A 22,582-nucleotide genomic window follows, 5' to 3' on the forward strand; every position below is an offset into this window, starting at 1 on the left:
TTCAATGAAAAAACCCGGATTTTTTCTGACTTTAGAAAAAATCCGGGTTTTTTGTCATCTGTTTTCATTCATATCTTTCCGCCACTTCTTCAGCACCTCTTTTTCTTCTTCTTTGAGGTCCAGTGTTTCCATAAGTTCAGAATACGTGAGGAGAGAATCAAAAGCAAAGCCTGCTTCTTCAAAAGCATCAGCCGCTTGCGCCAGTTCATATGTAAAGATACTGAGCACCTTCTCCACCTTTACCCCTGCATCCTCCAACACCTTACCTGCTTCGATAGAAGAACCTCCTGTAGAAATCAGATCTTCGATGACTACAGCCTTCTGTCCTTCTCCGGCAACACCTTCGATTCTATTTTCCTTCCCATGACTCTTTTTAGAACCTCGGATATAAACCATAGGAAGTTGCAGTTCATCCGCCACCCAGGCAGCGTGAGGAATACCTGCAGTAGCACAACCGGCGATAAAATCGACCTTTTCAGGCAGCTGTCTGATTTTTTCGGAGAGCTGTTTGCCTACCAGGGTACGTACATCAGGATAAGAAATGGTCAATCGATTGTCACAGTAAATCGGGGACTTGATTCCAGAGGTCCAGGTAAAAAGGTTTTTCGTATTTATTTGAATCGCACCGATATCACTAAGTCGCTTAGCCAGGTTCATTACTTTCCAACTCCTTCAATATATAGTCATAGACAGCCCCCGGATCTTTAGCCTGGGTAATCGCCCGTCCCACAACGACGACATCCGCCCCGTGCTCTTTGGCTTTCTTCGGAGTGGCTGTACGTTTTTGGTCATGGGAAGGCTCTCCTTCAAGACGGATCCCGGGCGTGAGAGTAAGAAAATCCTCGCCGGTTTTCTCTTTGATCGCGTTTACTTCATGAACGGAGCAGACGACCCCATCCACTCCACTTTCATCTGCCTGTAAAGCGAGATGCGGAATGATCTCTTCCATAGCAGCATGAACTCCTAGCTCCGCGTTCAACATGGCTTCGGTCATGGAAGTCAAATGCGTTACAGCTAGTACTCGGGTCTCTCCTGCCGCTTGTTTCGCCCGGTTCATCATCTCTTTTCCGCCCTGAGCGTGAACGGTCAGGACATCGACATCGAGGGAGGAAAGGCTTCTTACAGCCCCCTCTGCTGTATTCGGAATATCGTGTACTTTCAGATCGAGAAATACAGGGTGCCCGCGCTTTCGCAGTTCCCTTACAATCGGAGGACCCTCTTTATAAAAAAGTTCCATCCCCACTTTCACAGGCACCTCTTCCAAATTATTGTGCTCCAGGAAATGCAAGGCTCTTTCTCCATCGGGAAAATCAAGGGCTATATAAAGGGGATACATTTGTTTCATCATGGGCACCTCCGATCGCTTCCTGTACAGAAGAAAAGCCATACCTTTCAAGAACGTCAGGAAGGTTTTCAATAATCTCAGGCATTACGAGAGGATTTCGGAAGTTAGCCGTTCCCACCGCTGTCGCTTGTGCTCCTGCAAGCAGAAACTCCAGCACGTCCTCTGCGCTTTCGATTCCTCCCATACCGATGATCGGAATCGACACATGAGGGTACACTTCGTAAATCATGCGGATGGCTACCGGTTTAATGGCCGGGCCTGACAACCCACCTGTCTTATTCGCAAGGAGCGGTTTTCTTTTATCTTTCATGATCTGCATACCAGTGAGCGTATTGATCATGGACAACCCGTCCGCTCCCGCCTGCTCACAGGCGACAGCCATGCCCTTGATATCAGAAGTATTCGGAGAAAGCTTCACATAAACCGGCACTCGGGATTTATGTTTTACGGCTTTCACCACTTCCGCTGCAAGGGAAGGGTCTGTACCGAACTGGATCCCTCCCTCTTTTACATTGGGGCAGGATATATTCAATTCGATAGCAGAAACGTGAGAAGATATCTTTTCAGCTACTTCCTCGTATTCTTCGACGGTAGAACCTGCGATATTTGCAATCTTCGGTGTCTGAAAACCTTCGAGGAAAGGAAGCTCGTTTTCAATAATGGCATCGACCCCGGGGTTCTGGAGACCGATGGCATTCAGCATGCCGCTTGAGGTCTCTGCTACCCTCGGAGTTTTATTTCCGAAGCGTGATCCTCCGGTAGCTGCTTTCAGAACAATCGCCCCCAACTGATCAAGGTTATAGAACGCCGCATACTCTTTCCCAAAGCTGAAACATCCGGAAGCCGGCATGACGGGATTTTTGAGTTTCAGACCTGGAAGGTCCCGTGTCAAGTTCATGGAAGCACCACCTTATCCTTTGGAAATACAGGTCCATCTTTACATACATTGACATAACCACCATCACACGTTTCCATGGTGCAGGCAAAACATGCGCCGATCGCACATCCCATTCTCTCTTCCATCGATATATACCCGGGGACCTCAAGCGTCTTCGTGACTGCTTTGAGCATTCCATTAGGACCACAGGCATAGAAAATATCTGCATCTTTCCCGAGCCATTCCGTCACCAACCCAGATTTCCCGTAGGAGCCGTCTTCCGTGACGATGGTAACATCGGCAAAAGCAGAAAGCTCTCTTTCATAGAAAACCTCCGCTTCAGATCTGAATCCTAACACCGCGCTCACGTTATTGTTGGTACGTGACAATTCTTCGGCCAATCCTTTCATCGGAGGTACGCCGACGCCACCCCCGATGAGTAACACGTGTTGGTCTTCCGGCAGTGGAAATCCGTTGCCGAGAGGCCCCAGCAGATTCACTTCATCTCCCCGACGTTTATTAGTGAGTGTCTTTGTCCCGGGCCCGAATGTTTTATATACGAACGTAAGCGTATCCTCCGTCCATGAAGCGATGGACAACGGACGCCTGAGGTAGTGCGGAGGATCAACCAATACGTGGACGAATTGCCCCGGTTGCTCTATCGATATGCTTGCATCCGTGGCTACAGTCATTTCGTACGTGTCTTCAGCCAATTTGCGGTTCTCTGTTACTTCTACGTCCAGAAGTTTCATAGAAAGGTGCCTCCCTGATTCAGCAGTGGCCGGGATGTGAGACTCATGGAACGAAGCACGTCCACGGCTGCGGAAGCAGTATCTACGCTTGTGAAGCAGGCCTTGCCATACTCTACAGCTTCCCGTCTGATCCGGAAGCCGTCGGTATGAGCTTTTCGTTTTCGATTCAGCGTATTGACGACCATTTGTACTTTGTCTTCCCGGATGACCGAGAGCACGTCCTTTTCTTCTCCTACCTTGCCGACAGTAGTAACCGGTAATTGTCTGCTTTGAAGAAGGTCAGCTGTTCCTTCTGTCGCGAACAAATGGAACCCGAGGTCTACGAGAGAAGTCGCGAGAGGAATGATTTCTTCTTTATCCTTATCCGCCACTGTCAACAGCACACTCCCGTGATCAGGGATGGAAAGTCCAGCTGCGAGCATTCCTTTGTACAACGCTTTTTCAAGTGTTTCGTCGTATCCGATGACTTCTCCGGTCGATTTCATTTCCGGTCCGAGGGTTGTATCAACACTTCTCAGCTTCTCGAAGGAAAAGACAGGAACTTTCACATAAACTCCTTCTCGTTCTTTGGCCACTCCTGTTCCATACCCTTCTTCTTTCAAAGTGCCATTCATCATCATCTTCGTCGCAAGTTGTGCCATTTGTATGCCGGTGATTTTACTGAGGAAAGGAACGGTACGACTCGCTCTTGGATTCACCTCAAGCACATACACCTGTTCTTCATGGACGACGAACTGAATGTTGATCAGTCCTTTCAATGGCAAATTCCTGGCGATTTTCACCGTCGCTTCTTCGAGTTGCTTTTTCACTTCTTCAGAAAGTCGCTTCGGAGGATAAACGGCCATAGAGTCTCCGGAGTGAACGCCGGCACGTTCAATGTGTTCCATAATACCTGGAATCAGTACATCCGTACCGTCCGTAATCGCGTCGACTTCCACCTCTTTGCCTGTGACGTACTTGTCGATCAGAACAGGGTGACCATTGGAAACGAAACGCGTGAGATAATGAGCCAATTCCTCTCTGGAATAAACGATTTCCATCGCTCTTCCACCAAGGACATAGGATGGCCGGACCAGTACCGGATATCCTATCGCTTCTGCAACCTGGTATGCTTCTTCTTTTTCTTCCACACTCTTTCCACCGGGATGCTTCACATCAAGGTCGTTCAAAAGCTGCTCGAAGGAATCGCGATCTTCCGTTGCCTGAATGGATTCGATGGTTGTTCCAAGAATGGAAACGCCTTGTGCTTCGAGCCCATCTGCGAGATTCACAGCCGTCTGACCACCGAACTGGACGATTACCCCTTCCGGCTTCTCAAGATCGATGACATTCATGACATCTTCAACGGTGAGCGGTTCGAAGTAAAGCTTATCGGAAACACTGAAGTCCGTCGACACCGTTTCAGGGTTGTTGTTGATGATGATCGCTTCATACCCCATCTCTTTCAGGGCAAGAACCGAATGTACCGTGGCATAATCGAATTCGACACCCTGACCGATACGGATCGGGCCGGATCCGATGACGAGCACTTTCTTATTATCGGTAACGTCTGATTCGTTGAATGCTTCATACGTTGAGTAGAAGTAAGGAGTCTGCGACTCGAATTCTCCTGCGCAAGTGTCTACCATCTTATAAACCGGCACGATTCCTTCTTCTCTTCTCATCTCCGTGATGCGTCCCGCTGTCGTTTTCAATACGCGGGCCAGCTGCGTGTCGGAGAACCCTTTCTGTTTGGCGAGATGGACCCGCTCGTTGCTCCAGCCTTCCTGTTGAAGCTCTTTTTCCAGAAGGAGAATCGTCTCGAATTTACGCAGGAAGAACCAGTCGATTTTCGTTTTATCATGAATCTCCGCAAGGTCCATTCCTCTGCGTATCGCTTCCGCAAGTACAAACAATCGGCGATCATCGGCACGCTGCATGTGTTCTTTCAGTTTCTCTTCGGAGAAGGACTCGAAAACCGGATCATAAAAGTCTCCATCCGTCTGCTCAAGGGAACGCACCCCTTTGAGAAGTGCCTCCTCGAGGGTTCTCCCCATCGCCATAACTTCCCCGGTCGCTTTCATTTGCGTGCCGAGTATCCGATTCCCGTCTTCGAATTTATCGAACGGCCAGCGGGGAATTTTACAAACGACATAATCAAGAGATGGTTCAAAACAGGCATAGGTGGTTTCCGTTACCGGATTTCTGATCTCGTCCAGCGTCATGCCGACGGCTATCTTAGCGGCTATCTTCGCGATCGGGTATCCGGTCGCTTTCGAAGCTAAAGCAGAAGATCTGCTGACACGAGGATTCACTTCAATGACATAATAGTCGAAGCTCTCTGGATCCATAGCCAGTTGCACGTTACAGCCACCTTCAATCCCCAGCGAGCGGATGATTTCTGTAGAGGCGTTCCGTAACACTTGAAAGTCACGGTCGCTCAACGTCTGTGTAGGTGCCACGACAATAGAGTCTCCGGTGTGAATGCCTACAGGATCGATATTTTCCATCGAACAGACGATGATGCAATTGTCTCTTTTATCTCGCATCACTTCCATCTCGACCTCTTTGAAGCCGGCGATGTTCTTCTCGATCAGACATTGATGGACCGGGGAGAAATCAAGTCCTGCTCTTACCGTCTGTCTCAATTCCTCTTCATCGTTACAGATACCACCCCCGGCACCTCCCATCGTATAAGCAGGTCGTACGATCACCGGGTATCCGATATGAGAAGCAGAAGCAACCGCCTCGTCCGCGGATGAAACGATGTCACTTTCCGGTACCGGCTGGCCTATTTCCCGCATAAGAGAACGGAATAGTTCCCTATCTTCTGCTTTCTGGATAGCATCAAGGCTTGTTCCCAGAAGACGGACATCCATTTCCTTCAAAATACCAGTATCATTAAGCTCCACCGCAAGGTTAAGACCGATTTGCCCGCCAAGCGTAGGAAGGATCGCATCAGGGCGTTCTTTCCGAATGATTTTGGATAAGAATTCTACTGTGAGCGGCTCCATGTACACCTGATCGGCGAAAGTATAGTCCGTCATGATCGTTGCCGGGTTCGAGTTTGCCAGAATCACTTCGTACCCTTCTTCTTTTAAAGACTGGCAGGCCTGGGTTCCGGAATAGTCGAACTCTGCCGCCTGTCCGATAACGATCGGGCCGGACCCGATGACGAGTATTTTTTGAATGGATTTCTCTTCAGACATTCGTTTTCTCCCCTTTCTCCTTGCGAACCAAAGCTAAGAATTCTTCAAAAAGGTGCCCGGTATCTTCAGGTCCGGGTGTGCTTTCAGGATGGTACTGCACCGAAAACACCGGATATGCAGAATGCTTCAGTCCTTCGACGGTCTGGTCATTCAATGAATATTGAGTGACTTCAAGTTCAGTTGACATAATTGTATTATCGTCTACTGAATACCCATGGTTCTGAGAAGTCATAAACGTCCGTTTGCTTTTCTTATCGAAAACGGGCTGGTTTACTCCGCGGTGACCGAAGTGCAACTTGTGTGTCGTTGCTCCACAGGCTCTTGCAATGATCTGGTGACCCATGCACACTCCGAAAATCGGAACCCGGCCGATCAATTGCTTCACGGTTTCCGTCGCTTCAGGAATATCTGCAGGGTTTCCGGGACCATTTGATAGAAACACTCCGTCCGGCTTCTGTCTCAGAATTTCGTCTGCAGACGTGTCGTAGGGAACGACCGTTACGTGACAATTTCTTTCCGTAAAGGCGCGCAGCAAACCGTTTTTCATTCCGTAATCGACGATGGTGATACGTTCTCCCCGATTAGGGATGACGTAGGGTTTGTCTGCAGATACGGTTTCCACCTGATTGTGAGGCAGATCCGTTTCTTTCATTTGCTTCACCGCTTCTTCTGTAGAGAAGGACTCGTCGACAATCATTGCTTTCATCGTCCCATTTTCCCTGATGATTTTGGTAAGTTGCCTTGTATCTACTCCGCTTATGCCAGGGATATCTCGTGCCTTCAAAAATTCATCCATCGACTCTTCGTTGCGGAAATTCGATGGGAACTCACAGTGCTCCTTCACGACCACCCCGAATAGAGAAGGAAAAATCGTTTCGAAATCATCCCGGTTGATTCCATAATTCCCGATCAAGGGATAGGTGAATGTTATAATCTGTCCGCAGTAGGAAGGGTCGGACATGACCTCCTGGTACCCGGTCATACCGGTCTGGAATACGATTTCTCCGAAAACGGACCGCTCACTACCGAACCCGTTCCCATTCATTACTGTCCCGTCTTCAAGAATCAGTTTTCTCATTTTTCCTTCCACTCCTTCCATACAGTCTTACCGTCAATCATCGTGCAGACTGGGATACCGCTCACTTCTCTTCCATCGAACGGAGTATTTTTCCCTTTGGATACAAACGCATGTCTGTCTATCACTTCCGTGTTCCTTACATCGATAAAAGCGAAGGTCGCCGGATGAAGCGGCTCGATTTCACGTCTATTCAGTGAAAACACCTTTCTCGGCTTCGACGTCATCCAGGCGATAAGTTGACCCAGGGACCATTTCCCGGTCGCTACAAAGTGGGTATAGAGAAGAGGGAATGCCGTTTCCAGACCTGTAATACCGAACGGTGCCTCTTTCATCGATTGCTTCTTCTCATCTTCTGCGTGGGGGGCATGATCCGTAGCTATGAAATCGATCGTTCCATCTTCAAGCCCTTCGATAAGTGCTCTCTTATCCTCTTCCGATCGCAGAGGAGGATTCATTTTAAACATCGCATCATCTTCCGTTACGTCTTTCTCACTTAAGATAAGATGATGGGGAGTGACTTCTGCTGTAACGTGTATTCCTGCCTGCTTTGCATTCCGTATCACTTGTACCGATCCCTTCGCGGACACGTGACACACGTGGTAATGACAACCTGTTTCTGCAGCAAGAAGTACGTCTCTGGCTATATGTACCGCTTCTGCGCTTGACGGAATTCCCGGAAGCCCGAGACGTTTGGAAACATCTCCTTCATGAACTACCCCGTCGCCTGCGAGAGAATTATCTTCACAATGAGCAACTACCGGCATATGAAGTTGTGAAGCCTTCTTCATCGCCTCTTTCATCTGTGCCGCTGACTGGACACCGACCCCGTCATCTGTAAAAGCGAAAGCCCCTGCTTCTTTTAAAGCTCTCATGTCCGTCAGTTCGTGACCTTGCTGTTCCTTCGTAATAGAAACATACGGCAGTACTTCACAATTCGCACGTTCCCTGATCATTTCCGTCAGTTCTTCCAGTTTCTCTTCGGAGTCAGGCACGGGGTTCGTATTAGGCATCGGACAAATGGTAGTGAATCCGCCCTTGACCGCAGCATTCGTTCCTGTCTCGATCGTTTCTTTATGCTCTCCACCCGGCTCTCGTAGATGTACGTGCACATCTGTAAATCCCGGGGCTAGCAGGGTCTGTTCCGCATCAAAAATCGCTTCTTCTTCCTTCTTTGAAAGAGTATGACCTATTTCTGCGATCACTCCGTCCACTATACGAATTTCACACGGTTGCACATAACCCTCGTTCCATCTGAATGCGTTTATGATTTTCATAGTACTTCCCCTCCATCAATGTTTGTATAATCGCCATTCGCATATAAACTCCGTTGTTCATCTGCTCGAATATTCTCGATCTCTCACATTCGACCAGTACTGAATCGATCTCTACGCCGCGGTTCACGGGGGCAGGGTGCATGATGATGGCACCAGGTTTCATCAGATTTGCTCTATGCTTCGTCAATCCATACGTTTCGAGATAAGAATCGGTGCAGGACTCATCTTCATGACGTTCTTTCTGAATCCGTAAGAGCATCACGACATCACTGTTTTCCACAGCTTCATCCATGGATACATAGGAGCCATTCGTTTCCCTCCACTGATCCGGAGCAGAAAATTGAACTTGAGCCCCAAGCTGCTTCAAGGCATAAGCATTCGATCGTGCCACCCGACTATGCTTGATATCACCGGCAATCGTCACGGTAATCCCCTGGAACGTACCGAATTCTTCATAAATCGTGTAAAGATCGAGCAGGCTTTGCGTAGGATGCTCCCCTGTCCCATCTCCTGCGTTTATGATGGATGCACCAGTTTTTGCGGCAATGTCATCTAGAGCCCCACGTTCGGACTGTCGGATCGTTAAAACGTCTGCTCCTAACGCCTCGAGAGTTCTCACAGAATCGTACAGCGTTTCTCCCTTTAACAGACTGGACTGTTCTGCTTCGACGTCAAGCACTTCCATTTGAAGACGTTTCTCAGCGACATAAAAGCTTTGTTTCGTCCTCGTACTCGGTTCGAGGAAAAGATTCGCTGCAAACATGCCTTTGAGTGAAGGGATCTCTCCTTTTTTCATCCGGCTCGTTCGGTCGAGAAGGTCATAGATCATCTCATTGGTTAGTTGACTCATGGACAGTAAATCCTTCATCTTATCCCTCCTAAGCGATATCTTCTTCTTTTTCAAACAAGGAATCCTGCTCTTCCTGCTTTTCCGATTTCGGAAGCACCAGGTTCAAGAGAACACCGACGAAAGCTGCCAGCGCCATTCCCCCAAACTCCACATTCGCAGACAATTTGATGAATGCTCCGCCTACACCAAGGACGAGTACTACTGACGTTATGACAAGGTTCCGGTTATCCCCGAGGTCTACATTATGATCCACCATCATCCGCAGACCACTTGCTGCAATCACCCCGAACAGAAGGATGCTCACTCCTCCCATTACAGCCTGAGGGATGGAACTGATCAAAACCGTCACCATACCGATCCAGCCAAAGAGAATCGCGAACACAGCAGCAAGCCCGATTACAAATACGCTGAACACTCTTGTCACAGCGAGCACCCCGACGTTTTCACCGTACGTCGTATTCGGAGGTCCCCCCATCATGCTCGCAAGCATTGTCGCTGTTCCATCTCCGAGAATCGTTCGGTCGAGTCCCGGGTTCTTCAGAAAGTTTCTTCCTGTAACTTTAGAAAGTACCATCTGATCCCCGATGTGTTCTGCAAGCGTTACTAGAGCGAAGGGCATCATAACGAGCGCAATCTCGAAGCTCAGAACCGAAAACGGTGAGTAATCTACAAAAGGTAGAAGGAAATCCGGGGTCTGGAAGAAGGCTTGAAGAAAGCCTCCGAAAGTCTCTGCATTCGTCCAAGCTTGCCATTCTTCCTGGATAGAAGCCGTATCTACAATTCCGTTAAAGAAAGCGAACGTATATCCTGTGAAAATACCTATCAGTATCGGAATCAGCCGGAAGATACCTTTGAAAAAGACCATCGAGATGATCGTCGCTCCAAGCGTTACGAAAGCTGTAATGATATGAATGGTACTGTACACATTGTCACTTCCGGGTTCATACATCGCCATATCCACTGCTGTCGTCGCCAGCCCCAGTCCAATCACCATGATGACCGGTCCCACAACAACCGGAGGTAACAGTTTCGTCAGCCAGTTTACTCCGAAGGTCATAATGAGGAGAGATGCTACGCCGTACACGATGCCTGCCAGGAAGCTCCCTACCATCGCTCCGGCTACCCCGGCACTCTCGGAGATCTGAGTAATCGGATAAATGAAAGCGAAGCTCGAACCGAGATACGCCGGTACTTTTCCTCTTGTAATCAATAGATAGGCAAGTGTTCCTGTACCGCTTGCTACCAGGGCTACAGCTGGAGATAACCCTGTCAAAAAAGGTACAAGGATCGTCGCTCCGAACATGGCGAACAGATGCTGCAGGCTCAGAGCAAGCCAGGATGGCACATCCGGTCGTTCGTTGATATCGTATACTGCTTCTTCATTTTTCATCGTTATATCCTCCTTTTGGTAATAAGCATCTGGACATTAAAAAAACCTCTTTGCTTCAATAAGCAAAGAGGTTCGGTTACAGGTACAGCTATCCACGTATCCTGTCACTCTTTACCTTTGAAGCCTCACGGGACGTTCATTAAAGGTACGTTTTATTTATTTTTCGAAAATGACGACTTCTTCCTGTCCATCCGATTCATCGAGATAAACAGTAACGATCTCGTCTTTGGAAGTCGGTATGTTCTTCCCGACAAAGTCAGCCCGGATCGGCAGTTCCCTGTGACCACGATCGACCAGTACTGCCATCTGAATCGAAGAAGGCCGTCCGATATCTACCAATGCGTCCATTGCGGCACGCACCGTTCGACCTGTGTAAAGGACGTCGTCCACCAGTATAATCTTCTTTCCGTTGATATCGATAGGAAGCGAAGACTCTTTGATCTCCGGTTCTTTATCCTTCGTGACTTCCTTCAGGTCATCGCGATACAAAGTGATGTCCAGTTCTCCCTGAGGAAGCGTCACTCCTTCGATATCAGCTATTTTATCTTTGATTCTTGTTGCAAGCGGTACCCCTCTCGTCTTTACACCGACGATTACAAGGTCGTCGACCCCTTTATTCTTTTCGACTATTTCATGAGAAAGTCGGGTGAGTGTTCGTCTGATCGCCGAGTCATCGAGTACCGTAGCTTTTTTGTTCATACCGGATCCTCCCATACAAAAAACCCTTTTTTGACACACGTGGGCAAAAAAGGGTAAAATCTCCGAAATCCTTTTCAGCCTCACGGGACTGTTGTTAAAGGTCTTTATTAACTTGTCGTTTATTATCACAGAAGATCTCTACTTTGTCAACCGGATTCACTCAATTCATTCAGTGCTTCCTGGAACTCTTCCGGAGGTTCGACAGTAAAACGAAGTTGGTCTCCGGTTGCAGGATGGGTGAACCCTAGCGTTCCGGCATGAAGTGCCTGTCCTGGAAGGGCCAGTGTCTTTCTCGGTCCGTACTTCGGATCACCTGCGAGTGGATGCTCAATGTAGCGCATGTGCACACGTATCTGATGAGTACGTCCTGTTTCCAATCGGCAGGTGAGATGTGTAAAATCTGCAAAGCGTTTCTTTACAGTGAAATGTGTGACCGCGTCTTTACCGCCTTCGATTACAGCCATTCGCTGACGCTCCTTGGGGTCGCGTCCTATGGGAGCATCAATCGTACCATGATCATGAGCCACGACGCCATGTACAATCGCTTCATAGGTGCGTTCCACGGTCTTGTCCTGCAACTGTTCAGCTAAACTCTGATGAGCCTTATCATTCTTGGCAACCATTAGAAGTCCGCTTGTATCCTTGTCGATACGATGAACAATTCCCGGACGTTCCACTCCGTTTATCCCTGACAAATCGTCACAGTAGTAGAGGAGGCCATTTACCAGTGTACCACTATAGTGACCGGCAGATGGATGCACCACCATGCCTGCAGGTTTGTTTACAACGAGCATATGCTCATCTTCGTAAACGATTTCGAGAGGTATATTTTCCTTTTCAATCGTCGCCGGCTTGACTTCAGGAACGCTCCACTCCACTTGATCACCAGGTTGGAGCTTATAATTGCTTTTCACATGTCTTCCGTTCACCGACACGTGATGTTCTTTGATCCATTGCTGAACCTGAGCACGGGATACGTCTTCCAGTGCTTCACTCAGCCATTTATCAATTCGTTCTGATTTGTCTTCTTCCGTTACCACCATCTGTTCACTCATGATGATTTTGCCTCCTTCTGTTTCTTCTCTTCCATTAATGTCGCAATAAGAAACAGAATGACACCGATGGTCAAAGATGCGTCTGCGACATTGAATATCGGATAATTATAGCTACCAATGTACATATCGACGAAATCGACGACCTCTTTGCGGAAGAGACGATCGATGAAATTACCGATGGCTCCCGCAAGCAATAAGGCCAGAGCAACTCCAGTCGCTTTATTTTCTTTTCCTTGTGTATGCAAATAATAAATCAGAAATGCCACGATAATGACTGTAATGATGTAAAAGAAGGTCATCTGCCCCTGGAGAATCCCCCATGCTGCCCCCTCATTCCTGTGAGAAGTCAGATAAAGGAAAGAATCCACTACCGGAACCTGTTCTCCAACGTCCATCAATACGGTTACGAGCCACTTCGTGATCTGATCAATAGCGATTATCAGTAAAGACAACCCATAGAACCAAATCATAGTTATCCTCCATCCATATATTATCCGTCCTTATTGTATCATAAAAGAAGAAGCGCCTCTTCTCCCTCGAAAAAAAGCCTTTCTCTATAGGAGAAAAGGCTTTTCTCTCTTACCTGTTGGATGGACTGTACTCCTGTTCAAGCTGGTCGGATTCGACTTCCTCTTCAAAAAGACGATCCCAGTCATCGTTCTCGATCATGTCGATTTGAGCTTCCACTAGCATACGTAGCCGCGTCTTGAATACTTTCGCCTGCTTCTTCATCTCTTCGACCTCTATGGAGATACGTCGGGACTTTTCGAGAGCATCGTTGACGATACGATCCGCATTCTTCTCCGCTTCTTTTATGATCAACTTCGATTCCTTATTCGCATTCCCTTTCACCTCTTCAGCGGTTTCCTGGGCAACGAGGATCGATTTATTCAACGTCTCTTCGATATTGCTGAAGTGTCCCAGCCGTTCATTCAGCCTTTCCACTTCTCCTTCCAACTCTTTCTTCTGACGTATGACCACTTCGTAATCTTTGATCACCTGGTCAAGGAACTCATTCACTTCATCTTCATCATACCCGCGAAACCCGCGCGTAAATTCTTTATTATTGATATCAAGCGGTGTTAATGGCACACCAGGCACCTCCTCGATCTCTTTAATCTATATACTTTATTCGACAAAACTAAGGAACTTCCTGCCCGGTTGGACAGATCTCTCCTCAAATGTTTCACAAGTCATGACAATACGGAGACGGTCACCCGCCATTTGTCTTTTTTTGTCTGTCCCATCACTTCTGTAAGTTTGCTCCGTCCCTTCCCTCTCAAAGAAAGAAGATCCCCTTCCTCCAGCAGAAAAGAAGGGTCATCTACGGTACGGAAATTCACTTTCACGTGTCCAGCCTCTATGAACATCACCGATTTCTTCCTGGGCAGACGGTAGATTTCTTTAAGTACCACATCGAGTCTCAACGAAGATACGGTCGAAAACATATCTTTCCACTCTTCCTCTGACTCCATCCGTTCCTCCAAAGGTTTTTCTTCCCACGTGACATTTGCATTTTTGATTTGGGTCAGCTGCATTTTTATATAATCACTGATTTCCTCTGCGACCAGAATATGTATCAAACCGTCCCTTACAACAAGATCTCCCAGTTTCTCCCGTTTGATCCCCAGGGACATAAACGCACCGAGTACATCCCGGTGTTCGAGCGACATGAACTTTTCAGGATAGCGGGCTTCAAGTAAAGTGACCCCGAAATCCTCTTCCTCAATAATCTCATATTCAGGAGCGATGATCATTCGCCTGCGCTCATCGGCATCAGTCCCGGAGACTTCCACTTTCAAATCAACATTCGCCAGCAGGGAAAAAGCGATGTGTCGTTCTCTCGGATTCAGGAAATCTGTCCGTTTCCGCTCGAACCTCATCTCCACATCTGATCTCCACGCTTCCACCTGATCGATGAATGGTCGTTCTTCTTTTCTGAAATGCTGGTATACGTCCATATGTCCTCCTGTAAGATGAATAGGAATGTTTCTTTCAAAGAAGAAAGAACAGAAAGTCCTGCTCTCTGTCCTTCCCTACATCGTCATTAACATAAAATATAGTTCCTGTATGCCTCTCGAAGCGAAATTAAGTGTCAAAATTGCTACAATCGGCGAGATATCGATCATTCCAAGTGGTGGAATAATCTTACGAAACGGTTCCAGAAACGGCTCTGTAACCTTCGCCAGCCCTTGACCGAAACTGGAATCTCTCGCTCCCGGGAACCAGGACATAAGGATATAAATGATCAATAGCCAACTATAAATCTGGATGGCGTTAATCAAAAGACTGAAAATCAAACCCACACCGCATTACCACCTTCTATTAAATTCATCCTCGTTTTGAAGCATCTCTGATATGGAACCGGAGACCTCCACGTTGTCAGGTACACAAAGGAACGTCTGACTGCCAAGCTTTTGTATATCGCCACCTATAGCATATACCGTCCCGCTCAAAAAGTCGACGATCCGTTTGGCCTGGTCATGATCGACCCGCTGCAAGTTGATGACGACAGCTCTGTGGCTGACAAGTTCATCGGCGATCTCCTGCGCTTCATTATAATTCCGAGGTTCGTGTAAAACCATTTTAGAAGATCGCTGCGCACTTTTCAAACTGACGACATTTTCTTTCCCTTCTTTCTGCCTGGAGGAAGGAACCTCGGACTCTCTCTCCTCTTCATACTCATCCTCTTCGACGTATTCATAATCATCATCAAGAGTGAAGAATGATTTGAATTTGTTTTTCATACTCATCGATTGTCACCTCCGTTAGATTCATTCCCTACAAGGCTTGTACCGATACGAATATGTGTCGCCCCTTCTTCGATAGCGATCTCATAGTCGTTACTCATCCCCATGGATAAGAAATCACACGGGGCATGTGCAAACCCCTGAGCTTGTACTTCGTCTCTTAGAGCACGCAATTTGCGGAACACTGCTCTCAATTTCTCTTCGTCCTCTACATGAGGAGCCATCGTCATCAGACCGATGATGCGGATGTTCCCATAGGCCTCCGCCATTTTCACAAAATCGAGCACTTCTTCCGGTGCCAGACCGTGTTTCGATTCTTCTCCGCTCACATTCACCTGAACAAAACAGGAGAGAGGTTGTTCTCTTCGTTTATTGATTTCTTTCGCCAGAGATTTACGATCGAGAGAGTGAAGGATATCTATCTCTTCAATCACTTCTTTCACCTTTCTCGATTGAAGAGAGCCGATGAAATGCCACGTCGCTTCTTCTCCGAGAGCCTGGTGCTTATCAAGGAAGCCTTCTTTCCGGTTCTCACCGAGATTCACAACCCCTGCATCTATCGCTTCTTTTGCCCGGTCGATACTTACGTATTTGGTAACGGCGATAACTGTGATTTCATTTGGATCACGATCGACAGCCTTACACGCCTTGCTTATATTTTCGTTGATGATTGCCACATTGTCTTTTACGCTCACTATATTTACCCCTTTCACGTGGAACGGACGATGAAACCGAGCATTCTGCCTGTTTGTCCCTCGTCTCTCCGGTGGGAAAAGAATAACTCTTCTTCTTTATACGTACAGGAGGGAGATACAACAATATTATCTCCCTTCATACCGGCTTCAATGGCTAGACGCCTGTTCAATTGTTTCAGATCAAGCAACCAGCCGTTTGTGTCTATATGCTGCAGAACGTTCTCACGAAAACGTTCAGCTATCTGAGAAGCTACACGATCATCCACTTTATACACATCTTCGCTGATGGCCGGTCCGATGACCATCGTAAGCGTTTCAGTATTCGCTCCTTGCTTCTTCAACGCTTCGATCATACTGCCAGCCATATTATTTACGGTGCCTTTCCAACCGGCATGGGCGATTCCGATCCATCCCGTGCTCTCATCCATAAAATAAAGCGGCACGCAGTCTGCATAAAATCCAGCAAGAAGGGTGTTTTCGTCACTCGTAATAAGACCATCTGCTCCCCCCACAGCTGTATGTAGATCCCTCGCTCCAAGCCCGCGGTCCGATGAAGTCACATGCTTCACCTGTGTGCCGTGTACCTGCTCTGCGAGAATCCAATGGTCCAGGGGCACTCCGATATCTTCGGCTACCGATTCCCGGTTCTTGATCACAAGTGCCGCATCGTCGTCTATGTGCAAGCCCATATTCAGCGATTTTTCTGGATATGCAGAAAATCCATGATTCCTAGTCGTAAACCCTATGGTGACGTCTGAGTCGTCCTGTTTCCAACGAAGAACTCTTTTGGTTTCCGGAACAAACATATTCATCCACCTCTGTTAATTTTCATTTTATCACATGTTTCGCTATATTGCTTTATCATCTTCTATTTTTAACTCTACTTAGGTTCAGTACCCTTAATATTCACCAGAATAACGTCTGCACCGATGTTTACAATTTGTTCCCACTTCACTTGAACGGCTTCTTCTTTGCCGAATAATCCCATCGTTTTCCCTTTCAACTGAAGTTCAATCGAAGCGAGTCTCCCCGTCTTCGTATCAATATCCACATCTGTAATAAATCCGAGCCTTTCTCCTGATTCCACTGCTATAACATCTTTCAACTGAAGATCTGTTATTTTCATCGAATCCCTCCTGTATTATCGTATGTTTCATCCATCCACCTCATGAGGGATATCAACTGAAGCAGGATAGGTTCGGAGGGGAATGATCAAGTATACAAAATTAAAAAAGCATGGCTTCAACGACAGCTCTTTAAGGAGCAAATCGTTCAAACCATGCTTTTGAAATATGTCGTAATGGATTTATTCTTTGTTCCAGTTTCTACTCCTGGAACATCGATTCGTTCATTTCCTTCATTGCTGCCTTCTCAAGTCTCGATACTTGAGCTTGTGAAATTCCGATTTCTTCCGCCACTTCCATCTGTGTTTTCCCGTCGAAAAATCGCTTCGTAACGATCGTCTTTTCTCTGTTATCCAGCAATTTGATCCCCTCCCGAAGAGACAGTTCATCATCCCAGGAGGCTTCTTTTTCATCCTTCAGCTGATCGACAACATATATCGGATCCCCACCGTCATTATATATCGGTTCAAACAATGACACGGGGTCCTGTATAGCATCAAGGGCGAACACCACATCTTCTTCAGGAAGGTCCATTCTTCTTGAAATCTGACGGGCGGTAGGTTCTTTCGCCGTTTCTCTCATTATCTCTTCTCTCATCTGAAGTGCTTTATAGGCTGTATCTCTAATGGACCGCGAGACACGGATCGGCGTATTATCCCGCAGATACCTCCGTATTTCTCCGATGATCATGGGAACTGCGTAAGTAGAGAATTTCACGTTGTGTTTCAGGTCGAAATTATCAATGGATTTCAAGAGACCGATACATCCCACCTGGAACAGATCATCCCCATACTCTCCTCGATTCATGAACCTCTGGATCACGGATAATACCAGCCTAAGATTTCCGTTGACCAGTTCCTGCCTTGCTTCTTCTTCCCCGCTTTGAAGTCGGATGAACAACTCTTTCATTTCTTTGTTTTTTAAAACAGGGAGCGTGGATGTATCTACTCCGCATATGTTCACTTTATGTTTTGGCACAGAAGTTCCCTCCTGAGAAGCAATTTGTATTTTCATTGTCTCCTCAGGAAATTTTTTTATGCGCAGCTACACCATTTTGTCGAACTCTTTCTGAAGCCTTTGGATGATCTTTTTTTCGAGTCTTGATATATACGACTGAGAGATTCCCATCGCATCCGCTACATCTTTCTGCGTTTTTTCTTTATTCCCGATAAGTCCGAACCTCATATGCATGATCTCTTTCTCCCTATCGTTCAATTGTTCGATGGCACTCATCAGCAGGGATTTATCCACTTTCTTTTCCATTTCTTTCGTAATTACATCATCGTCGGTCCCCAGAATATCGGATAACAGCAATTCATTTCCGTCCCAGTCTACATTAAGTGGCTCATCAAAGGATATCTCCGTTTTTCGTTTGCTGCTTTTTCTCAGGTACATGAGAATTTCATTTTCAATACACCTCGAAGCATACGTCGCCAACTTGATCTTCTTTTCCGGATTGAATGTATTGACCGCCTTGATGAGTCCGATGGTGCCGATACTGATCAAATCTTCTATGTGAACCCCTGTGTTTTCAAATTTCCTGGCTATATAGACGACGAGACGAAGGTTACGTTCAATGAGCATGCCCCTGGCCGCCTTGTCTTTCTCTGGAAGCTTCTTCAAAAGCTCTTGTTCTTCCTGCCTCGAGAGGGGAGGTGGCAGAGCATCGTTCCCTCCGATGTAGTAGGTTTCCTTCGGCTTCCATCCCAATTTTCTAAGAACTTTAAACAGCCATAGCCTCATTCGTTTCCATCGATTCATAACTTGTCCCCTTCCCATTCATTCATAAGGTCCGGGTGCAGGAGCATCTGATACGAATGATGTGCCGACAATTTGCCGGGATGCAGACCGATCAGTGGCTTATGAATAACATGTTCGCCGTCGATGATCATGTCATCCATTTTCAATACCGCCATCCATTCATGATCGCTTGCGCCTGCAGCCTGAAACGGAATAAAACAAAACGGGGAGTCGGTATTTGTAATATCAGTGAACTCCACTAGTTGTTCCTCCGTAAACCAATGCAAAAACACATCCTTCTCCGCTACACTGACTCCCTTGCCCGTCCATGGTTCCGTGAGCAGATTTCCCGTGTCAACAAAAGCACTGACTTCAATATTTTTATGATTCCAGATCAATCGTACGTCCCTGCACCCTTCCTTGACACGCGTCAGACTCTCCATTTGACCAAGAATCCCTCTTACCACCCATCCTCCTCCGATAAAGGAGAGAACGGTAATAGCCGGGTTCGGCCAGCCGCTATATGGCGCTATCGCGTAGAATCCTCCCCCTACCATAAAGCAAATAACATAATAAGTGGCTGCCTGCCCCACCCAGGCATTCAGCGATCGATACGGAAAAATGATACGTATAATTACTACAATGCCTCCAAGAATCAGAAGCCACACAGGTACGATGTTGTACAAAGAAGACCAGGTAAGCAATAAAAAAAAGAGGAAAGCGACAGTCATTTTACGCAAAGACAGACGAACCCCCCACAAACGGGCGGTAATCTGTAATAGAATTCCATCCACCAGGACGTTCATCAGCATATAAGACTCTAAGTATACAGCCTCTCCCTCCTTCCCTTTCTATCATCAGTATAAGGGGAGAGGGGCGGAAAACATGTCGGTAAAAAGCGAAGAAGATGAATATTATTTTGTCGATTCATCGAAAAGCGAAGTAAAGCTTTCTAACATGAATAGATGTTTTGCTAGGAACGAAACATGCTTTCAACTATCATTTTCCACAAAAAAACTTCCACCTGTTACAGGTGGAAGTCTTGGTATTATCTTCTTCTATTTCTATTGCGCAGGAATGTCGGAATATCCAACGTTTCCTCTTCCTGAGGAGCTGACTGGTCGTTCATCTGCTCTCTAGGTTCACGGCGAGGCTGTTCTTCCCGTTGCCGAGGTTCCGGTTCTGATTGCTGCGTTTGTACCGTGCGCTGACGAGGTTTGGACTGTCCTTCTTTCATTTGCGTTTCATCAAATCCGGTAGCGATGACCGTTACTACTATTTCATCTTTCAGATTTTCATTGATGACAGACCCGAAAATGACGTTAACTTCCTGGTCTGCAGCAGAAGTGACGATGTCAGCCGCCTCCTGCACTTCATAAAGGCTGAGGTTCGTACCTCCACTGATATTCATCAGAACACCGTGCGCCCCGTCAATGGATGTTTCCAGAAGAGGGGAAGAAATAGCTTTCTTCGCTGCTTCCGCTGCTCTGCTTTCTCCCGTAGCGATACCGATACCCATCAACGCGGACCCTTTATCGACCATGATCGTCTTCACGTCAGCAAAGTCGACGTTGATCAGACCCGGAACCGCTATAAGGTCCGAGATACCCTGTACACCTTGACGAAGGACGTTATCCGCTTCACGGAACGCTTCAAGCATCGGAGTGTTTTTATCGACAATTTCAAGCAGTCGATCGTTAGGGATTACGATTAGTGTATCCACACTTCCTTTGAAGCTGTCGATACCTCCGCCAGCCTGGGTCGAACGCTTTCTGCCTTCGAAGGTGAATGGTCTGGTGACCACGCCGACAGTCAACGCTCCCAGTTCTTTTGCTACCTGGGCAATAACAGGTGCAGCACCGGTTCCGGTTCCGCCACCCATTCCAGCTGTTACGAATACCATATCCGCTCCCTGAAGAGCTTCTTCTAGCTGTTCTTTACTTTCTTCTGCCGCTTTTCGTCCGACTTCCGGGTTGGCACCGGCTCCGAGCCCACGGGTCAACTTATTTCCGATCTGCATCTTCACTTCCGCTTTCGACATATTCAGTGCCTGGGCGTCCGTGTTGACCGCGATAAACTCAACTCCCTGGACTCCATGCTCAATCATTCGGTTGACAGCGTTCGAACCGCCACCTCCAACACCGATGACTTTAATCGTAGCTAATTGATCCATGCTCGTATCAAAATCTAACATCATTCGTTCCTCCTAACCGGCTAGTTGCATCCTTATATTTTAGTCAAAAAATGCTTTGATGAATTTCGAGAAACCAGTTTCCTCTTTTTCTTTCGGCTGTTTCTTCTCTTCTTTAGGCTGCTCTGTTTTTTGTACTTTTTTCTGCTTTGGTGCAGGTCTCCCTGAACTAGCAGTGTCTTGCATACTTGGAAAGATATCCTTTCCCTGTATTTTCGCATTGCGGTAAGCAAATTGCAAGATACCTACGCCGCTTGTGAATTTAGGGTCTCTTACTCCCAGATAATCCGGAACGGCAAGCCTCAGATTTGCACTGAAAACATCCTGAGCAAGCTCAAGCACCCCGGGCATATTCATGGAACCTCCCGTAAGTACGAACCCTCCAGGAAGATCACGTACACCCATGTTCTGCAGCTCTTTAGCTACCATCACATATATTTCTTCGAGTCTAGCTTCAATCATATCAGAAATCTGAAGCTGATTGAATGTCTGTAACTGATTGCTGCCGATAATATTCACAGAAAACGTTTCCTGATCATTGGCATCATCGAAGAAAGCATGTCCATAATCCACTTTGATATTTTCCGCTTCCTCTGTAGACGTACGCAATCCGACAGAAAGATCTTTTGTAATATTATCTCCACCAAGAGGAATCATTGCCGTACCCACAATATGCCCTTCCCTGAATACAGAAACGGTGGTGGAGCCACCGCCCATATCGATGAGAGCTACTCCAAGATGCTTTTCATCTTCTGATAAAGAAGCGGAGCCGGATGCCAACGGCTGAAGACAAACATCACCGACTTCAAGTCCGGCCCTCTCTACGCATCTTAACGTATTATGTAACACGGTTTTAGTGCAGGTGATAATCGTACCTTCCATTTCCAGACGGACGCCGATCATGCCACGCGGATCCGTGATCTCATCCTGTCCGTCAACAATGAATTCCTTTGGTATCACATCAATGATTTCTCTCTCCGGAGGTACGGAAACGACTTGAGCAGCGTCGATGACACGTGTGATATCCTCATCAGCAATTTCCCGATCTTCACTCGAGACAGCTACTACCCCGTGGCAGTCCTGTAACTGTACATGATTTCCGTTAATTCCTACAACCACGCGATCGATTTTCATGTCTACCATTCTCTCCGCCTGATCGACTGCAGAACGGATGGATTGGACGGTCTTGTCGATGTCGACGATAGCACCCTTTTTCATTCCTATAGAAGGGGCGCTACCCACTCCAATGATATTAAGGGAATCATTGGCAACTTCTCCGATTATTGCTTTAATTTCACTTGTGCCTACATCCAGGCTTACAAGTATCTCTTTTTCATTCATCACTATGGCGCACCTCCTGTAAACGACCATGAAAGTATGTCACATATTAAAGGATAACCCATTCAAAAACAATCGTTTTTCATATTCGTAAACGAATTGATAGACTGTGTAATGCTTTAGCCTCACAAGACAACTGAACATTAAGGGTGAAGTCGTCCATATCCTTTTCCGTTAGAAAAAACCTATTATACATCTAATTCCATTCGGATAAACAAATTCCTTCTTTTTTTCCT

The 22,582-nt window shown here is 47.0% G+C and carries 23 protein-coding genes and 1 pseudogene; all 24 read right to left on the bottom strand.

Going from position 1 to position 22,582, the window contains the following annotated elements:
* Positions 1-54 precede the first annotated feature (54 nt).
* Positions 55-657, bottom strand: coding sequence for an orotate phosphoribosyltransferase (gene pyrE, locus BLQ44_RS02800; RefSeq protein ID WP_093191831.1), 603 nt, complete (start codon positions 655-657; stop codon positions 55-57).
* Complete coding sequence (gene pyrF / locus BLQ44_RS02805; RefSeq protein ID WP_093191833.1) at positions 644-1,345, bottom strand: orotidine-5'-phosphate decarboxylase; 702 nt, start codon at positions 1,343-1,345, stop codon at positions 644-646. The genes pyrE and pyrF overlap by 14 nt, the downstream gene beginning before the upstream one ends.
* Positions 1,311-2,243 carry a dihydroorotate dehydrogenase gene (locus BLQ44_RS02810; protein ID WP_093191835.1) on the bottom strand — a complete coding sequence of 311 codons (933 nt, stop codon included), beginning with the start codon at positions 2,241-2,243 and terminating at the stop codon, positions 1,311-1,313. Before BLQ44_RS02810 ends, pyrF begins: the two co-directional genes overlap by 35 nt.
* Positions 2,240-2,974, bottom strand: coding sequence for a dihydroorotate dehydrogenase electron transfer subunit (locus BLQ44_RS02815; RefSeq protein WP_093191837.1), 735 nt, complete (start codon positions 2,972-2,974; stop codon positions 2,240-2,242). Before BLQ44_RS02815 ends, BLQ44_RS02810 begins: the two co-directional genes overlap by 4 nt.
* On the bottom strand, positions 2,971-6,162 hold the full coding sequence (gene carB / locus BLQ44_RS02820) for a carbamoyl-phosphate synthase large subunit (protein WP_093191839.1): 3,192 nt from the start codon (positions 6,160-6,162) through the stop codon (positions 2,971-2,973). Before carB ends, BLQ44_RS02815 begins: the two co-directional genes overlap by 4 nt.
* Entirely contained in the window at positions 6,155-7,240 is a 1,086-nt protein-coding gene (gene carA / locus BLQ44_RS02825) for a glutamine-hydrolyzing carbamoyl-phosphate synthase small subunit (protein ID WP_093191841.1), read from the bottom strand. Before carA ends, carB begins: the two co-directional genes overlap by 8 nt.
* Positions 7,237-8,514, bottom strand: coding sequence for a dihydroorotase (locus tag BLQ44_RS02830; protein WP_093191843.1), 1,278 nt, complete (start codon positions 8,512-8,514; stop codon positions 7,237-7,239). Before BLQ44_RS02830 ends, carA begins: the two co-directional genes overlap by 4 nt.
* Positions 8,462-9,382 carry an aspartate carbamoyltransferase catalytic subunit gene (locus BLQ44_RS02835; protein ID WP_093191845.1) on the bottom strand — a complete coding sequence of 307 codons (921 nt, stop codon included), beginning with the start codon at positions 9,380-9,382 and terminating at the stop codon, positions 8,462-8,464. The genes BLQ44_RS02830 and BLQ44_RS02835 overlap by 53 nt, the downstream gene beginning before the upstream one ends.
* Before the next feature lie 10 nt (positions 9,383-9,392).
* Positions 9,393-10,754, bottom strand: a complete 1,362-nt coding sequence (locus BLQ44_RS02840; RefSeq protein WP_093191847.1) for a uracil-xanthine permease family protein — start codon at positions 10,752-10,754, stop codon at positions 9,393-9,395.
* A gap of 156 nt (positions 10,755-10,910) precedes the next feature.
* A complete protein-coding gene (gene pyrR / locus BLQ44_RS02845; RefSeq protein ID WP_093191850.1) occupies positions 10,911-11,453 on the bottom strand; it encodes a bifunctional pyr operon transcriptional regulator/uracil phosphoribosyltransferase PyrR in 543 nt (180 codons plus the stop codon).
* A gap of 146 nt (positions 11,454-11,599) precedes the next feature.
* Complete coding sequence (locus BLQ44_RS02850; RefSeq protein ID WP_176757399.1) at positions 11,600-12,508, bottom strand: RluA family pseudouridine synthase; 909 nt, start codon at positions 12,506-12,508, stop codon at positions 11,600-11,602.
* Positions 12,505-12,978 carry a signal peptidase II gene (gene lspA / locus BLQ44_RS02855; RefSeq protein ID WP_093191854.1) on the bottom strand — a complete coding sequence of 158 codons (474 nt, stop codon included), beginning with the start codon at positions 12,976-12,978 and terminating at the stop codon, positions 12,505-12,507. The genes BLQ44_RS02850 and lspA overlap by 4 nt, the downstream gene beginning before the upstream one ends.
* A 109-nt stretch (positions 12,979-13,087) precedes the next feature.
* Positions 13,088-13,600 (bottom strand): DivIVA domain-containing protein, encoded by a 513-nt coding sequence (locus BLQ44_RS02860; protein ID WP_093191855.1) that lies wholly within the window; start codon positions 13,598-13,600, stop codon positions 13,088-13,090.
* 101 nt (positions 13,601-13,701) lie between these two features.
* On the bottom strand, positions 13,702-14,469 hold the full coding sequence (locus BLQ44_RS02865; protein ID WP_093191857.1) for a YlmH family RNA-binding protein: 768 nt from the start codon (positions 14,467-14,469) through the stop codon (positions 13,702-13,704).
* A 75-nt stretch (positions 14,470-14,544) separates the two neighbouring features.
* A complete protein-coding gene (locus BLQ44_RS02870) occupies positions 14,545-14,814 on the bottom strand; it encodes a YggT family protein (protein ID WP_093191859.1) in 270 nt (89 codons plus the stop codon).
* Positions 14,815-14,820: 6 nt separating this feature from the next.
* Positions 14,821-15,261, bottom strand: a complete 441-nt coding sequence (locus tag BLQ44_RS02875; RefSeq protein ID WP_093191861.1) for a cell division protein SepF — start codon at positions 15,259-15,261, stop codon at positions 14,821-14,823.
* Entirely contained in the window at positions 15,258-15,953 is a 696-nt protein-coding gene (locus BLQ44_RS02880) for a YggS family pyridoxal phosphate-dependent enzyme (protein WP_176757400.1), read from the bottom strand. Before BLQ44_RS02880 ends, BLQ44_RS02875 begins: the two co-directional genes overlap by 4 nt.
* A gap of 14 nt (positions 15,954-15,967) precedes the next feature.
* Positions 15,968-16,759, bottom strand: coding sequence for a peptidoglycan editing factor PgeF (pgeF, locus tag BLQ44_RS02885; protein ID WP_093191863.1), 792 nt, complete (start codon positions 16,757-16,759; stop codon positions 15,968-15,970).
* Positions 16,760-16,833: 74 nt separating this feature from the next.
* On the bottom strand, positions 16,834-17,079 hold the full coding sequence (locus BLQ44_RS02890; protein ID WP_093191865.1) for a YlmC/YmxH family sporulation protein: 246 nt from the start codon (positions 17,077-17,079) through the stop codon (positions 16,834-16,836).
* 199 nt (positions 17,080-17,278) lie between these two features.
* Positions 17,279-18,055 carry an RNA polymerase sporulation sigma factor SigG gene (sigG, locus tag BLQ44_RS02895; RefSeq protein WP_093191867.1) on the bottom strand — a complete coding sequence of 259 codons (777 nt, stop codon included), beginning with the start codon at positions 18,053-18,055 and terminating at the stop codon, positions 17,279-17,281.
* 66 nt (positions 18,056-18,121) lie between these two features.
* Positions 18,122-18,838 (bottom strand): RNA polymerase sporulation sigma factor SigE, encoded by a 717-nt coding sequence (sigE, locus tag BLQ44_RS02900; RefSeq protein WP_093191869.1) that lies wholly within the window; start codon positions 18,836-18,838, stop codon positions 18,122-18,124.
* Positions 18,835-19,635, bottom strand: a pseudogene (locus BLQ44_RS02905) (sigma-E processing peptidase SpoIIGA); the annotation flags it as partial. The gene sigE and the pseudogene BLQ44_RS02905, both read right to left, overlap by 4 nt.
* A gap of 230 nt (positions 19,636-19,865) precedes the next feature.
* On the bottom strand, positions 19,866-21,011 hold the full coding sequence (gene ftsZ, locus BLQ44_RS02910) for a cell division protein FtsZ (RefSeq protein ID WP_093191873.1): 1,146 nt from the start codon (positions 21,009-21,011) through the stop codon (positions 19,866-19,868).
* 39 nt (positions 21,012-21,050) lie between these two features.
* Positions 21,051-22,349: a cell division protein FtsA gene (gene ftsA, locus BLQ44_RS02915; RefSeq protein ID WP_093192034.1), complete on the bottom strand. Its 1,299-nt coding sequence runs from the start codon at positions 22,347-22,349 to the stop codon at positions 21,051-21,053.
* Positions 22,350-22,582: the final 233 nt, after the last annotated feature.

The sequence above is a fragment of the Salimicrobium halophilum genome, assembly GCF_900100295.1.
In the GTDB taxonomy this organism is placed as follows: Bacteria; Bacillota; Bacilli; order Bacillales; family Halobacillaceae; genus Salimicrobium; species Salimicrobium halophilum.

Coding starts and splice junctions, on each gene's coding strand:
- pyrE (WP_093191831.1), bottom strand. CDS start 657: ATGAACCTGGCTAAGCGACTTAGTGATATCGGTGCGATTCAAATAAAT.
- BLQ44_RS02815 (WP_093191837.1), bottom strand. CDS start 2,974: ATGAAACTTCTGGACGTAGAAGTAACAGAGAACCGCAAATTGGCTGAA.
- ftsA (WP_093192034.1), bottom strand. CDS start 22,349: ATGAATGAAAAAGAGATACTTGTAAGCCTGGATGTAGGCACAAGTGAA.
- lspA (WP_093191854.1), bottom strand. CDS start 12,978: ATGATTTGGTTCTATGGGTTGTCTTTACTGATAATCGCTATTGATCAG.
- BLQ44_RS02890 (WP_093191865.1), bottom strand. CDS start 17,079: ATGAAAATAACAGATCTTCAGTTGAAAGATGTTATAGCAGTGGAATCA.
- BLQ44_RS02835 (WP_093191845.1), bottom strand. CDS start 9,382: ATGAAGGATTTACTGTCCATGAGTCAACTAACCAATGAGATGATCTAT.
- pyrF (WP_093191833.1), bottom strand. CDS start 1,345: ATGAAACAAATGTATCCCCTTTATATAGCCCTTGATTTTCCCGATGGA.
- BLQ44_RS02865 (WP_093191857.1), bottom strand. CDS start 14,469: ATGGACGTATACCAGCATTTCAGAAAAGAAGAACGACCATTCATCGAT.
- carB (WP_093191839.1), bottom strand. CDS start 6,162: ATGTCTGAAGAGAAATCCATTCAAAAAATACTCGTCATCGGGTCCGGC.
- sigE (WP_093191869.1), bottom strand. CDS start 18,838: ATGAATCGATGGAAACGAATGAGGCTATGGCTGTTTAAAGTTCTTAGA.
- BLQ44_RS02830 (WP_093191843.1), bottom strand. CDS start 8,514: ATGAAAATCATAAACGCATTCAGATGGAACGAGGGTTATGTGCAACCG.
- BLQ44_RS02850 (WP_176757399.1), bottom strand. CDS start 12,508: ATGAGTGAACAGATGGTGGTAACGGAAGAAGACAAATCAGAACGAATT.
- pyrR (WP_093191850.1), bottom strand. CDS start 11,453: ATGAACAAAAAAGCTACGGTACTCGATGACTCGGCGATCAGACGAACA.
- BLQ44_RS02810 (WP_093191835.1), bottom strand. CDS start 2,243: ATGAACTTGACACGGGACCTTCCAGGTCTGAAACTCAAAAATCCCGTC.
- ftsZ (WP_093191873.1), bottom strand. CDS start 21,011: ATGTTAGATTTTGATACGAGCATGGATCAATTAGCTACGATTAAAGTC.
- pgeF (WP_093191863.1), bottom strand. CDS start 16,759: ATGTTTGTTCCGGAAACCAAAAGAGTTCTTCGTTGGAAACAGGACGAC.
- BLQ44_RS02875 (WP_093191861.1), bottom strand. CDS start 15,261: ATGAGTATGAAAAACAAATTCAAATCATTCTTCACTCTTGATGATGAT.
- carA (WP_093191841.1), bottom strand. CDS start 7,240: ATGAGAAAACTGATTCTTGAAGACGGGACAGTAATGAATGGGAACGGG.
- BLQ44_RS02840 (WP_093191847.1), bottom strand. CDS start 10,754: ATGAAAAATGAAGAAGCAGTATACGATATCAACGAACGACCGGATGTG.